General features: G+C 36.7%; 14 protein-coding genes. 5 read left to right on the forward strand and 9 right to left on the reverse strand.

The annotated features are described in order from the left end of the window. Nucleotides 1-47 precede the first annotated feature (47 nt). Together EJ994_RS11065 and EJ994_RS11070 are read left to right on the forward strand one after the other, a co-directional pair. Complete coding sequence (locus EJ994_RS11065) at nt 48-1,169, forward strand: hypothetical protein (protein ID WP_126592488.1); 1,122 nt, start codon at nt 48-50, stop codon at nt 1,167-1,169. Nucleotides 1,170-1,174: 5 nt separating this feature from the next. Continuing rightward, nucleotides 1,175-1,555, forward strand: a complete 381-nt coding sequence (locus EJ994_RS11070; protein ID WP_126592489.1) for a hypothetical protein — start codon at nt 1,175-1,177, stop codon at nt 1,553-1,555. A gap of 361 nt (nt 1,556-1,916) precedes the next feature. Here EJ994_RS11070 and EJ994_RS11075 read toward each other — a convergent pair whose 3' ends face one another. From EJ994_RS11075 to EJ994_RS11115, 9 genes are all read right to left on the reverse strand, one after another. Continuing rightward, nucleotides 1,917-3,128, reverse strand: a complete 1,212-nt coding sequence (locus tag EJ994_RS11075) for a restriction endonuclease subunit S (RefSeq protein ID WP_126592490.1) — start codon at nt 3,126-3,128, stop codon at nt 1,917-1,919. A gap of 131 nt (nt 3,129-3,259) precedes the next feature. Continuing rightward, on the reverse strand, nt 3,260-4,828 hold the full coding sequence (locus EJ994_RS11080) for a type I restriction-modification system subunit M (protein WP_126592491.1): 1,569 nt from the start codon (nt 4,826-4,828) through the stop codon (nt 3,260-3,262). A 16-nt stretch (nt 4,829-4,844) separates the two neighbouring features. Continuing rightward, nucleotides 4,845-5,693, reverse strand: coding sequence for a nucleotidyl transferase AbiEii/AbiGii toxin family protein (locus EJ994_RS11085; RefSeq protein ID WP_126592492.1), 849 nt, complete (start codon nt 5,691-5,693; stop codon nt 4,845-4,847). After that, entirely contained in the window at nt 5,668-6,657 is a 990-nt protein-coding gene (locus tag EJ994_RS11090) for a type IV toxin-antitoxin system AbiEi family antitoxin (RefSeq protein ID WP_126592493.1), read from the reverse strand. Before EJ994_RS11090 ends, EJ994_RS11085 begins: the two co-directional genes overlap by 26 nt. A 208-nt stretch (nt 6,658-6,865) precedes the next feature. After that, complete coding sequence (locus EJ994_RS11095; protein ID WP_126592494.1) at nt 6,866-7,396, reverse strand: hypothetical protein; 531 nt, start codon at nt 7,394-7,396, stop codon at nt 6,866-6,868. A 71-nt stretch (nt 7,397-7,467) separates the two neighbouring features. Continuing rightward, the gene (locus EJ994_RS11100) at nt 7,468-7,713 is read right to left on the reverse strand and encodes a helix-turn-helix domain-containing protein (protein WP_126592495.1); all 246 of its coding nucleotides are present in this window, start codon (nt 7,711-7,713) and stop codon (nt 7,468-7,470) included. Between the two features lie 230 nt (nt 7,714-7,943). Continuing rightward, complete coding sequence (locus EJ994_RS11105) at nt 7,944-8,990, reverse strand: relaxase/mobilization nuclease domain-containing protein (protein WP_126592496.1); 1,047 nt, start codon at nt 8,988-8,990, stop codon at nt 7,944-7,946. Beyond that, nucleotides 8,980-9,327 (reverse strand): plasmid mobilization protein, encoded by a 348-nt coding sequence (locus EJ994_RS11110; protein WP_164721452.1) that lies wholly within the window; start codon nt 9,325-9,327, stop codon nt 8,980-8,982. The genes EJ994_RS11105 and EJ994_RS11110 overlap by 11 nt, the downstream gene beginning before the upstream one ends. Before the next feature lie 138 nt (nt 9,328-9,465). Further along, the gene (locus EJ994_RS11115) at nt 9,466-9,756 is read right to left on the reverse strand and encodes a helix-turn-helix domain-containing protein (RefSeq protein WP_126592498.1); all 291 of its coding nucleotides are present in this window, start codon (nt 9,754-9,756) and stop codon (nt 9,466-9,468) included. A gap of 750 nt (nt 9,757-10,506) precedes the next feature. Here EJ994_RS11115 and EJ994_RS11120 point away from each other — a divergent pair. The 3 genes from EJ994_RS11120 (at nt 10,507) to EJ994_RS11130 (ending at nt 13,225) form a co-directional block, all read left to right on the forward strand. Then, nucleotides 10,507-11,271, forward strand: coding sequence for a DUF6090 family protein (locus tag EJ994_RS11120; RefSeq protein ID WP_126592499.1), 765 nt, complete (start codon nt 10,507-10,509; stop codon nt 11,269-11,271). 29 nt (nt 11,272-11,300) lie between these two features. After that, entirely contained in the window at nt 11,301-12,398 is a 1,098-nt protein-coding gene (locus EJ994_RS11125; RefSeq protein ID WP_126592500.1) for an adenylate/guanylate cyclase domain-containing protein, read from the forward strand. A 74-nt stretch (nt 12,399-12,472) separates the two neighbouring features. Next, complete coding sequence (locus EJ994_RS11130) at nt 12,473-13,225, forward strand: NAD(P)-dependent oxidoreductase (protein ID WP_126592501.1); 753 nt, start codon at nt 12,473-12,475, stop codon at nt 13,223-13,225. Nucleotides 13,226-13,247 lie beyond the last annotated feature (22 nt).

The following is a 13,247-nucleotide window of genomic DNA, read 5'->3' on the forward strand; positions in this document are numbered from 1 at the left end:
ACTTAGTAATTTCGTTATTTTGTACGTTGTAATTCTTTAAAGAAGTATTGGAAAATAAAAAAGAAATATTTGCACCACGATTTGATGGTTCTCGATTTGAGAACCATACGATGCCTTTAGAGCTTTTAGAAGATTTAAAAGTATTGCAGGAAATGACTGTGGAAATGGCAAAGTTTCTTTATTTGGAACAAAATGACCGCCAGAGAGTTCCTAAAAACTTTACACAGGGAATTTCTTTTGAGTTAGAAGGTCTTCAAGAAGGTAGTACTATACCTAAGATTATTATGACATTTGCACTTGCAGGTATGTTTCCAGAAGCTAATGTTACATATTTTGAACAGGCAAGCGAACACATTAAGGAAGTAGTACAAATTGCATCTGAGGATGGCAATATTTCTGAAAATGCGCCATCATCTGTTTTGGCTTATTTCAATAGATTTGGAAAAAAACTTCGTGAAGACGAGCATATAGAATTCCGTCCTGAACATAGCGAGAAAAAAGCGCGTTTTACTAGAAATACACGCAGGAAATTGATTTCAGCATCTTCTACCTCGGGAGAATACACTGAAGACACAATGCTGAGAGGTACTTTGTGCGAAATGGATAAAAGCAAATTATCTTTTCAAATAGAAACTCCGAGTGGAAAAAAAATCACTGGTTTTTACGATGAATTGCAATATTCTCAGTTTCTACAAGCTTTTGGAGCTAGTCAGGGAAACCAGAAGGTAATAGTCAATGGTCTTGGAAAATTTTCCTCCTTTTCTAAACTCAAAGAAATTAAAAGTGTGGAAGAGTTGATATTGCTTGATGAAAATGATTTGGGTTACAGATTAGACGAACTATCTCAATTAAAAGATGGTTGGCTCAATGGAGAAGGGACAAAGCTTAGTAAAGAAGCTCTAAAGTGGTTTGAATTGAAATTTGAGACCTTTATTGAAGCATTAGAAGTGAATACATATGCGTATCCTACACCTGATGGAAATTTACAATTAGAATGGTCTAATGAAGATTTAGATATTGAGCTGGTTGTGAATCTTGAAACTAAAACTTCTGATTTACAAATTATAAATCATACGAATCCTTCAAATGAAACAAACATAATATTGGAGCTGTCTGAGGATGATAGTTGGTCTGAGTTAAATACTCTTTTAAAAGAGCATCTTAGCTAAATTTTATGGAGGAAAATACGCTCTTACATAGACAGGTACATCCATCATTTATACAAGGTGACAGACTTTCATCCTTAGTTTTCTCTTCGCAAACATTTAAACCTACACCTAAAGATGAAAAGTGTTTATCAGTGTATAATGGAGATAAATATCAACCAGACGAAAGCTATGAACATTATGTAGATACTGAAATGGAATCTGTTGGTGTGGTTTCTGTCTCCTTACAAGAATGTAACGATATTGAATTACCTGTAGTTGAAGATAACATCCCTTTTGATGGTCATAGTTTTATAGACTACCGAGAAAAATCAAACAGCCAAATTAAGAAGAAAGCTACGTTGCTCAAGAAAAAAGCAACGGAACGAGGATGGCAATACAGACCTTAAATCTTCACTATTCATCGCTAAGTTACATTGCAGTTACATTAAAAACCCCTGTATTTACTGGGGTTTCGCTTTCGCGAAAGTCGCTTAGTTACATCCCCGTTACATAGAAAAGATACGTGAAAAAAGTTTTTAAATTTATGCTGAGCGTAGTCGAAGTAAGCAAAAGACGCACCCTGGGACGCTGTTATAGTGGGTAGCGCGGTGCGTACTGTTACTGCAAATATACATAAAATGTACCAAAATGATACAAAATGGTATAAAATGATACTTTTTAATACTAGTTGACTAAGACCTAAACAACAATGAAAAACAGCTCTGCTATGATTAAACTCTTCTATTTTTGCCTTAGTCAACTCCATATCTAAACAAACATTTTTTGAAGTAAAGAATCCTTAAAAGCTTTCAGGTCAAAGATGTTATCGATAAGAATTTCAATGCGTGAATCTATTTTAATCAAGAACCTTGATATTTTGGCTTGCTCCTCAAAAACAGGCAGATTTATTTCAATTTTATAAAAATCAGAATGATTTAAGTCTGGTATTGTTGAGGTTCCTGCTAACCTTTTAATTCTTTTTTGTGTATTAAAAGAGTTTAAAAAGTAAACCAAGAAATCTTTATTTAGAGATTCATTGTAGTCAATTTTAAAAAAATTGTTGTGAAATACTCCTTCAACATTTGTTACCACCATTCCTGTATTCCCTGTTCTTGTCATTAATACATCTTCCCTTGAGCAAATAACAGATTGTGGAGGTTCTTTTATGTAATAATTTTTGTCATTAGTATCCTTTAAAAATTCATTAGTAATATAGAAATATGAATTTGGGATATGTTCTGTATACCTTTCACTTATTGGTATTTGTAATCCCTGATTGATTTTCACCAAATCACTAAACGTTAGTTCTTCCCACTCAGGAAAGTCCCTACCATCCTCTTGCTTAAAGCGTATTTCTTGTGAAAATAGCTTTTGCATTATGCTGGTTTTGTAATCTTCTAAAGCTTCTTTTTTGGTTTTGAGTAACTTTATGCGCTTATCTATAGCTTTAAGGAAATTGGCTATTTTTTGTTGTTCGTCTGGTTCAGGAATATTTAGGCTTAGACTTTTTAAATGGTTCTTGTACAAGTGAATTACAGATATACCTTGTGCTAACCGTGCTATATTTCTCTTTTTAGCATTGTTGAGGTAATATGCTAAGAATACTCCATTTAATGTATTAGGTCTAATGATATTTAGGTCACCACCTAATGCGATATCGGATTTTAAGACACAAGATGCAGTTGCTATATCAATAACCGTTTCACCCGATGCTGGAATAATAACATCAAACTCTTCACTTAGAACAAGTTCATCTTCTGGAACGTCTGTACTTGACTTAACCTCATCAATAACCTCGTTATACTCGGTATAAAGTTCGCCATATCTTATACAGGGCGTTTCACCATCTTCTACAATATCATTTTTAGAAATTCCTTTCCCTTTAAAAAATGTAGCAACCTCTGGATTTCCTAAACTTTTAGTAGTCCAATCCCCATCAAACTCTGGAAAACGCAGCTCTGGCGTTAGTTGTTTTGACATAGCGAGCTAGTTTTTTGCGTGAGGGATAGTAACGGCATCCTTTTGTGGTCCCGATAGGAATCGGGAGAACAAAAGATATAGTGGATAGCCCGACCTGATAAGGTCACGCCCAAATAGTTGTTATACTTCATCTAAAAAGGCGTTGCGATGTTTAATGCTGCACAATAGCCTGCAATCTCTTTATCTACTTCGGCTAGTTGTTCATCTATATTTTTGAGTCTTTCGGTCACCGCATCGAGGTCAATGATAACCTCATCTTCAAACGTATCTACATAACGAGGCATATTGAGGTTGTAATCGTTATCACGTATTTCTTGGATGGTGACTACGTTACTGTATTTGTCCTTCTCGGTTCTGTTGCGGTAGGTTTCTACAATTTCCATAACGTCCTGCTCTCGCAGTTCGTTTTGGTTCTTTACCTTCTCGTAGTGGTCTTCACCACTGGCATCAATAAACATTATGGTATCATTTGCCTCACGGCATTTTTTGAGTACCAGAATACAGGTAGGAATGGATGTACCGTAAAAGATATTTGCTGGCAAGCCTATAACGGCGTCTAGTGCGTTCAACTCCTCGATGAGGTACTTGCGTATTACGTGTTCTGCTGCGCCACGATACAGGACACCGTGAGGCAATACACACGCCATTGTGCCATTATCTGCTAGCTGGTAATACATATGGGTTACAAATGCATAATCTGCCTTTGTGTTAGGTGCTAGCTTCCCGAATTGACTGAAACGCTCGTCTGTACTGTTGAGCGGATTTTTGTTCCCTTTCCAATGTGCTGAAAATGGTGGATTTGCAACAATCGCCTCAAAACGGTACTCTAAATGCTGAGGTTCTTCTAATGTGTTTTCCTGACGTATATCGAACTGACGGTAATGCACATCGTGCAGTATCATATTCATACGTGCGAGGTTGTAGGTGGTACGGTTTAATTCCTGACCGTAGAACTCACTTACGTCTGCTTCTTTGGCTACACGTAATAACAACGAACCCGAGCCACAGGTTGGGTCATATACTGATTTTACTTTGGTTTTTCCTGTAGTAACAATTTTGGCTAGTATAGTAGACACCTGTTGAGGTGTGTAAAATTCTCCTGCGGTTTTACCAGCTCCAGCTGCAAATTTACCAATTAGAAACTCATACGCATCTCCTAGTACGTCACTCTCAATATCTTCTAATCTAAAATCGATTTCATCTAGTGCATTGATAATCTTTACGATAATCTCGTTTCTTGCTCCTACGGTACGCCCTAGCTTTGTTGAGGTTAGGTCTAAGTCTTCAAACAATGCCTCAAAATCATCTTGAGACTCGCTGTCCATCGTGCTTTGCTCTATATGTCTTAGGATTTCCTGAAGGTCATCCAGAATATACGTACTTTCTCCTTCTACCTTTGAGCTTCCTTTGCTAGCTACCGCTGCAAATAATTCTTCAGGTTTGAGGTAGTACCCTAATTTGATAAGCGACTCTTCACGGATTGCCTCAAGTGTTTCAGGGTCAGTTACTTGTGTGAAATCAGTAACTTCCTCACCTTCAAGTAGTTGGTTAGCGTAAAGCTCCTGTTTTTCAGATAGATACTTAAAAAATATGAATCCCAAAATGTAATCACGGTAATCATCTGGGTTCATTTTACCTCTTAGGAGGTTTGCTATTTCCCAGAGTTTACGCTGTAGGAGTTGTTTTTGTTCTTCTGACATATTATATCGTGGGTGTTTAATTGGTTGAACTTTCAGTAATTCCTTTTTTAATTTCACTCAAAATCCTCTGCACTTCTTGCAAAGATTTCTTCATATTCAGGGCTAGCGTAACTTCAGTCAAATTTGCTTTTGGTTTTTCTTGTATAGCCTCTTCCAAGATGTTCATGATGGTTTGTTGTAATTTTGCATTTGATGCTAGAATGGGTTTCATCTTTCTACCAATGATTCTGGCAGCCGCAGTTGTCATTTCAAAATCATCATCAAAAAGGTCTAAGTGATTTTCGTAGGCTTCGGCTTCATAGAATTCCCATCCGGAGTTAAGGAGTAATGAGATATCCTCTAAATCTTTGATTCTATCTTTTTTATCATTCCAAGAAACCAGTTTAAGAATGATCAACCCTACTACAGGTGAAGTGGGTAATGAAAAACCAGCTTCTTTGATAGTTATTTCTTCCGCTTGTTCGCCAACTTCTTTAAAACCAAGAACTGATAATGAAATATCACGCGCATCAAAATTGACGGTATAGTCTTGTTCGATTTCTCCATAGGGTAGGAGGTCGAGAATGGTATCTGTTTTATTATATATAAGTCGGTAGCTTTCGTTTGTTTTTTTGAATCCTCTGCTACATAGTTCATTGAACAAAATGTCATATTTTTCAAAATCAGGTACCATAATTGCAAAATCAATATCAGCGGTGTTTCGAGCAGGTTTAAGACCTGCTTTATAAAGTTGCACATCTCTAGCATTCGCACCAATTAAGTAGTATTTGATATTATGCGAAGTGAATACTTTTTCCAATATCTGATATACTTCACCATGGTTGGCAAATGAATAATCTTTATAAGTTGGGTTTGATATACTCATCAAAGATTATTTTAGCGGTTTCTATGTTTCTATCGTTGCCGCTGTAAATGAGTTCGGCATATATTAAAAGAGGGTGGGCGACTACATTGCTGTCTTCATAATCATGATCGCATGACCCTAGTTTCCAAAAGGGATGATAAACACTAATCTCGCCATCTTCTTGGGGTAATAATCTGTAATTCTTAATTAAGTCTTGTTTGGGGCGATTCGTGAACAGTGTATACTTTTCTGGTTTTAAGTAATTGGTCAACATTGCCGCGCCTGATTCACCTCCCCATCGGGTTTCAAATTCAGGACTGTTTTCTTTAATTTCAAATCTGTTTTTCGAAAAACTGTACTTCCCTAATTTGTAAACTGGCAGTATTTTTTGATTTAATACATCAATCCATTTTTCTAGCAGTTCTTCCATACGAACCAATTGATACTTTTTTTCGTTATCCCATTTTACCGCAAAATCTTCATCCAAAAGACCATTTATCATTTTACTAACACTACCTAATGAAACTTTACTTATTTCTGCCAAATGACGATAAGTTGCATTTATTAATTCAGGATTTTGGAGCAGGTGAAATAATATTTGTCCGCCTGACTGAGTGAAAACATCTGAATATTGATTGTGTACTGGTTTGCCGTTATTTTTCTCTATATATAGTTTAAGATTATCAAGATTTAAAAAAGCGTTCCCGAAACTATCAATGTAATTGATGTTTCTTGCTTTCAGTGCTTCCTTTGCTTTTGGAGTAATGTATTTAGATGCAACCAAAACGGGAAGCTCTTTACTTCTAGTTTTTTCAAAAAGAGAAATATTATGTGGGCGTACTTCGTTTTTAAACTCTACAAAAACGCTTTCACCATTTATGGTATAAATTTTTTCCTCTGATTTGACATCTAGATTTACATAGCGTACTTCTGTTGCAAAGTCTAACTCATCAAAAAATTCATTTAGGTAAATAGTGCTTAGCATTTGTTCATTTATTTCAAATGTTCATGTTACATGAACAATCAAATATAATGAAAATACTCATCGTTTTAAAGTAATAATACAGCAGTTTTATAAATAACAAAACGCTTCAAATCTTTCACATTTGGTTAAACAATGCACATTTATCTCCAAAAATCACATAATAATTAGGCAGGGTGGGACGAGGTCTAAGCTTTAAATGATATTTCAATTACAAACAATAATCATCTATTTCCTCTAAAATTTGTTCCGAGGTGTACTCGTCGATTACTGATAAATCTAATTCTGAAGAAAAGTTGATTAGAAGGTTCTTCAGCTCGTGTATGGTGTCCTGCGTTAATTCGCTATGATTTGGCTCATAAATTTTATAGGCCAATTCCCTGCCAAACTTTAAATCGAATTCATTTTCGGAGAATGGAACAATTTTACATTCAAAAGCCTCTAAATAGAGCAGGTATTTTTGGTTCAGCACCCAATAATACAGAGCAGTACGTTCTTCTTTTTTGAGATCTGCGAAGAAATTCCATACATACGCTGAAAGCTCAAGTTCAATATCAGATGGTTTTGTATCTGTGCCATAATAATTGACGCTTTGAATTAATTCGGTGACAACTTGAGCCTTGCCGATAGATTCAAAAGAGAATCCCATCAACAATTTTTTCAAAACCATTTTTTGAGTGTAATCGATTACGATGGCATTCATTTCATTGGTTACCAACAATCGGTCGTCAACTGTAATCATAATACTATTCGTTTATTTTAAGTCTAACCGAAAAAGATAAGCTTAGACTAAGGTCGCTATTATTCAAACAATTAATCTTCTATCAATTTCAAACGCTGCTCTCTAGAGAGCTCTATGGGGGTAAGCGTATGACCAAAAAACAGAAGCAGTTCGTTAACCTTATTCATCATTAAACTAGGTTTTCCCTGCTCTAATTCACGAATAAATCGAAGTCCGACTCCGGTAATATCTGAAAGTTCAACTTGCGTGAGCTTAAGTTCTCTTCTTCGCTGTCGGGTAAATTCAGCTATTGGGTTATCTCTACTCCAATCTTCCATTATTATACCTTTTCGGGTGCAAATTAAACAAATCAATTTGAATTATACCCTATGAGGTATAAAATAAGATTGGAGTAGTCAATTATATCTGAAAGGGTATAATTTTAGTTACTCAAATTGGAATCTAAATCTAGGTCTTAGTAAACTTATAAGAAAGGTGGTAATTATTACTGCTATTATCGTTTTTTTCTAAACAATAAGATTTTAATTTTTCTATAGAAGTAAACCAATTACCATTTTCGACCTTTCCGTTTGCGTTTCCTCTTTTTGAATCGGCTATCGTTCTCAATCTCTAGTTTAAAAGCGTTCCATGGATTGTCTTCTATTTGATGGGGTTTCAATTCTTCTGATTGAGTTTTTTCCAAATAAGATTTTGGTTGCTCAGTAGCTTTGATATGCCGTTCTGAAATAGGTTTTGTCTTTCCTTTACTTGTTGTTGCTGAGTTTGAATTTTTCTTAGTAGCACTATCAGCTCCTCGTGCTGTGTTATTAGTTTCGAGAATAATTGTACGGTCTCTGTCTTGTTCATAATCGATACGTTTTATAATGTTGTTCCATGAATATTGTCGCCCCAGACTGCTTCCTTTATAAATGATGTCTTTGTATCTAAAGGATAACCCTGTTACCCTTCCCGTGCTTTTACTTACATTGAACTTGGGACTTATTTTCTTTGCACTCAATTTGCTAATGAATTCAGTTGTATTCTTGGAATTTGAGATTGTACTTTCAAGATGGTTCTGAAGGATTAACCTTATTGGAGGTTCGCCAGTTCGAAATGCCTTTTGTATCTCTTTATGGGTAATGGTCGCCTTTCTCGTTAGTTTAATATCCTCGAGCTGAGACAGTCCGTATTTTGATTCTAGTTTCCGGACAAGACGTTCACTTCGTTCATAATCTTTACTGTCGCTGACCAGTTCTCCAGAAAACTTTACCCTATTGGCAATGATATGGATATGCTCGTGTTCTTGGTCACCGTGTCGGTACATGATATATTGATTGTCATCGAACCCCATGTCCTTTATATAATCCATTCCCAAAGAAGTGAATTGCTTGTCGCTCAATTTATCCTCATAGGGCAGGTTCAGCGAAACGTGATACACCGCCTTTCCCAATCTTGGTCGGAGCTGTCTAATTATATTGAACTCTTGGGTCATATCAACGGTTTTTCCATAGGAAATATTGGTGTCCAGTACATACGCTATTCCCTGCTCGACCTTTCTTTCATTGTAGGCCAACACTCCGTAGAAATCTTTCCCCTTAATCTGCTTAGCTATCACGGTTTACAATATTTGATTTTAGGATATCCAAGGTTCTTTCCAATTCAGATAATTGTTTAGTCAACACCGTAGTATTGTTCATTCCCAAATGCACCTTTTTGGTCAATTGGTTGATGTTGTTTCCAACTCGGCCCAACTCGATAAAAAGTTTTCTGTCCTCCGGAGTTATTTTTTTTCTAGGCAGTACCCTTCCAGTTGTTCTCATTCGTATAAAATCAGGAATTGTAATTCCTAAGGTGTCCGCATTTTCGGATACTGTTAGATATTCCGAAACGGTCATCCTTACGTTGACACGAATAGCTTTTAAGTCTTGTATTTTCTTTTTTGGTCTTGCCATAATCTTGGGGTTTGGGGAGCATCCCCAACAAGTCATGCGAACAAAGTGAGCAGTTTTTGCTTGCAAAAACATGGCTTGCTACATGACCTCCGATTAAAATTTAGTTTTGAACAGTATTTGGGCTTCTGTTTGTTACCCTCAAGATAATATTCCCCTCATTTCTTGGATAAGTGAATCAATGTCATCAGGGTGAAATAGAACCCTTCCTCCAAGTGGAATTTTTTTCAAAAGGCCTTTTTCAATCCAGGCATAAATTGTGGGCCTTGTTACCTGAAATTTTTTTACCAAGTCGGCAATGGTCAATAATTTGTCTTCAGTTGATTCTTCCTTAGAAGAGTTTTCAACGGGAATAGAATTGTTCTTTTGGGGATAATCGGCAGGTACGTATTCTTTTATCCCGTTATCGTCCATAATAAATATTCGTTTCATAATGAGCTGTTTTAAGGTTTACTTTATTGAACAAACCTAGCAGCATTGAACGATATTTTATCCGTTTGCTGTACACGCGATTATGTACGGCAAACAGATAGAAAGAAGTATTTTAATTGGCCGGGGAATATTGAAGATAGGGATGGAAAAGCCAAAAAGCTTTTTTATCGCTATCGTTATTTTTTTTCAAGGGGGTGGACGAAAAACGATAGATTTTTGTCCACTTCCGCAGAAAGGATGTTGTTCGGGTAAAGAAAAGAAAATAGCTTTATACCGGAAAGTTTGCAGATATTTGACTGCGCTTCTTTTTTCCCTAACCACAAAGGTTAAGTTTTAAAAAGCTATGTATAGCACTATCGCGTTATATATTGCTATAACCATAGTTTCATATGATTATATGGTCAAATGGAGCAATGTAGCTATTCAAGAGTTCGATGGAAGATTTTACCTCATGAATTGAGTTCAAGTCCTTATCGTAATATGTACTTCAGTATTGTATTTTTCTTGTCTTGAAACGAATCGATATCTTCTGGAGAAAAAATATTAATCGAAACTATTAAAAAGACCAGAAATGGGGCATTCTAGTACGAGCTTCTACGCTTTGGCGAAAGTGGCCCCTAAAACAGTCAATTAATATGACTTTCATAATAGACAAATAAATTTCGTTTAATTACCTATTTTTATTGTAATTGCGATGTGACATAACCATATTGTATTGGTTGCCTGAATCATAATCAACAATAAAAAGTGATGAAATTCTTTCGAAAAATCAGACAGAAGTTGGTCGTAGAAAAAAAAATTCGCAACTATCTATTGTATGCCATTGGGGAAATCATACTTGTGGTCATTGGAATTTTGATCGCACTTGCCATCAATAACGGCCAACAAAAGAGGATTCTGGAAAAAAAAGAGCAAACGTACCTAAAAGGGTTAAAAACCGAATTTCAGTTCAGTAAGTTGAAACTGAACGAATTGATCGGGGTAAATAGGAATAATTACAAAGGAGCTAAAAAAATAATAAAACATATTTCCGAGGATACTATGGCCATTACGGAAAAGCAGTTTTCCGAACTGCTCTATAATTCGTTTGTTTCCGGTATTTCCTTTAACCCCAACAACTCCCTCTTGAATGAAATGATCAATTCCGGAAGTTTAAAGGATCTTTCAAATCCGCAATTAAGAATGGATTTGACGAATTGGATATCAACATTGGATGATATCGGCAAGCAAGAGAACGAACTTGCCCTGCAAAGGGAAAAAGTGCTGGATATGTTCAGGAACAACGAAAACAGTATTCGCACTATTTTCGATTTGGCGGGAGTAAATGCAGTACTGGATTTGCCCCAAGGGAACCAAGTAAGCAGTAACCTGCACCTGTTGGATTCACAGGAATTCGAGAATAATATTCTCACTTTTATGCTGACAACCTATGCAACGGAGAATGCCCATTATACACCATTAATGGAAAGCCTAGATGCTATTTTAGAAATTCTGGATACGGAAATAAAGGAGTAAAAATTGGGTTTGATTTAGAATAATTGTCAATGCTATCCCCAAAAATAAAGCGAAACATTTCACGAATTATTCCTTTCGGAGTGATTTGGCTGGTTCTGGGGTGGGTCAATTTATTCTCGCAAGAAGCCGTGCTGACTGCCGCACTGGACGAAAATTCGAATCAGTCTGCCGTGATCAGAATGACTCGCGAGGTTTTTCTTTTTGCAAGCATAGCCACCATCATCGTCGGTTTGTTGGTAGGTACCATTGAAGTGGTATGGTTGGGCAAACTGTTCGGTAAAAGGAGTTTCTTACTCAAAATTGGCTACAAGCTGGTTTTTTACACCATTTTCTTGTTGCTTGTCATCCTCATAAACTACCCAATTGCAGTTGCTTTGGAGTCACAAATATCACTTTTCGACCCAATCGTTTTTGACAAATTGCTAGACTTTCTAATGAATATTGAATTTGCAAGTACCATGGTCTCTATATCCTTCAGTCTATTCATAAGTCTTTTTTATTCAGAGATAAGCGAGAACATAGGCCATGGCGTATTGATGAATTTTTTTATTGGAAAATATCATAAACCGATCGAGGAAAAACGGATCTTCCTGTTTTCGGATATGAAGTCCTCCACGACCATTGCCGAGCAGTTGGGCCACATCAAATATTTTGAGCTGCTCAGGGAATACTATTCCGATTTTTCGGATGCCATTGTTCGTTATTCCGGGGAAGTATATCAATACATAGGCGATGAAATCGTGATTTCTTGGAAGTATGAAGATGGAATCAAATCCAATAATTGTATCAATTGCTTTTTCGCCATGAAAGAAGACCTAAGAAAAAGAGCGGATTGGTATACTGCAACTTTTGGGGTAGCCCCTACATTCAAAGCTGGACTTCATGTTGGCGAGGTTACCACAGGCGAAATAGGTGCGCTGAAAAAAGAGATTATCTTCACTGGGGATGTGCTCAATACCACAGCTAGAATTCAAGGCCTTTGCAATAAATACAAGGTTGAAATCTTGGTTTCTGAAGACCTGATAAAAGAGCTTCGACTTGGAACTGTTTTTAGAATCAATCCTTTGGGAATTTTCGAGTTGAAAGGAAAAGAAGAGAATCTAGAATTGTTTACGATTCAGAAATGAGCATCAGGAGGCAAAGTAATATTGTTGGCCAACAAAACGCTCTCTTTATTGAAATTACATCAAAAATCTAAAAGATGACAACATTAGTAGTAGGGGCAAGTGGAGCAACGGGACAACATCTAGTATCGCAACTTCTTAAACAAGGTCAACATGTTAGGGCTATTGTACGGAACGCCGAAAAGTTACCGGTATCCCTTAGAAACGAAAACCGTTTGACAATCATCGAAGCTAGTATTTTGGATCTTACCGCTGCCGAAATGGTCGAATATGTAGCTGACTGTGATGCTGTAGCCTCGTGTCTTGGTCATAACTTGACCTTTAAGGGCATATATGGCCAACCAAGAAAACTTGTCACAGATGCCACACGCCGACTTTGCAACGCAATAATAGTGAATACTCCAACCAAGGCGGTAAAATATATCCTTATGAATACTTCGGGAAACCGGAACCGCGATTTGGAAGAACCCATTTCGTTTACCCATAAATGCGTAATAGGACTTCTTCGCCTGTTATTGCCACCTCATGTGGATAATGAAAAAGCTGCGGATTACTTACGAACCCATATTGGTCAGAACAACCAATTTGTAAAGTGGTGTGCCGTACGTCCCGACGGTTTAATTGACGAGGACGAAGTGACCGCATATGAAATACATCCTTCACCAATTCGAAGTGCGATTTTCAATGCAGGGAAAGTCAGTAGAATCAACGTCGCACATTTCATGGCAGCTTTGATCGTAGACGATGATACATGGATTAAGTGGAAGGGACAAATGCCGGTCATTTATAATGAAACATCAATGATAGTGAAACAAGCAAAGTACCGCTAACTCTTCTTTTCCCAAAATACGC

It is taken from the genome of Maribacter sp. MJ134, assembly GCF_003970695.1.
Classification (GTDB): Bacteria; Bacteroidota; Bacteroidia; order Flavobacteriales; family Flavobacteriaceae; genus Maribacter.

Bases quoted from the DNA above. Each gene is read 5' to 3' on its own strand.
- EJ994_RS11085 (WP_126592492.1), bottom strand. From the start codon at position 5,693: ATGAGTATATCAAACCCAACTTATAAAGATTATTCATTTGCCAACCAT.
- EJ994_RS11100 (WP_126592495.1), bottom strand. From the start codon at position 7,713: ATGGAAGATTGGAGTAGAGATAACCCAATAGCTGAATTTACCCGACAG.
- EJ994_RS11130 (WP_126592501.1), top strand. From the start codon at position 12,473: ATGACAACATTAGTAGTAGGGGCAAGTGGAGCAACGGGACAACATCTA.
- EJ994_RS11120 (WP_126592499.1), top strand. From the start codon at position 10,507: ATGAAATTCTTTCGAAAAATCAGACAGAAGTTGGTCGTAGAAAAAAAA.
- EJ994_RS11080 (WP_126592491.1), bottom strand. From the start codon at position 4,828: ATGTCAGAAGAACAAAAACAACTCCTACAGCGTAAACTCTGGGAAATA.
- EJ994_RS11070 (WP_126592489.1), top strand. From the start codon at position 1,175: ATGGAGGAAAATACGCTCTTACATAGACAGGTACATCCATCATTTATA.
- EJ994_RS11095 (WP_126592494.1), bottom strand. From the start codon at position 7,396: ATGATTACAGTTGACGACCGATTGTTGGTAACCAATGAAATGAATGCC.
- EJ994_RS11125 (WP_126592500.1), top strand. From the start codon at position 11,301: ATGCTATCCCCAAAAATAAAGCGAAACATTTCACGAATTATTCCTTTC.
- EJ994_RS11075 (WP_126592490.1), bottom strand. From the start codon at position 3,128: ATGTCAAAACAACTAACGCCAGAGCTGCGTTTTCCAGAGTTTGATGGG.
- EJ994_RS11110 (WP_164721452.1), bottom strand. From the start codon at position 9,327: ATGGCAAGACCAAAAAAGAAAATACAAGACTTAAAAGCTATTCGTGTC.
- EJ994_RS11090 (WP_126592493.1), bottom strand. From the start codon at position 6,657: ATGCTAAGCACTATTTACCTAAATGAATTTTTTGATGAGTTAGACTTT.
- EJ994_RS11115 (WP_126592498.1), bottom strand. From the start codon at position 9,756: ATGAAACGAATATTTATTATGGACGATAACGGGATAAAAGAATACGTA.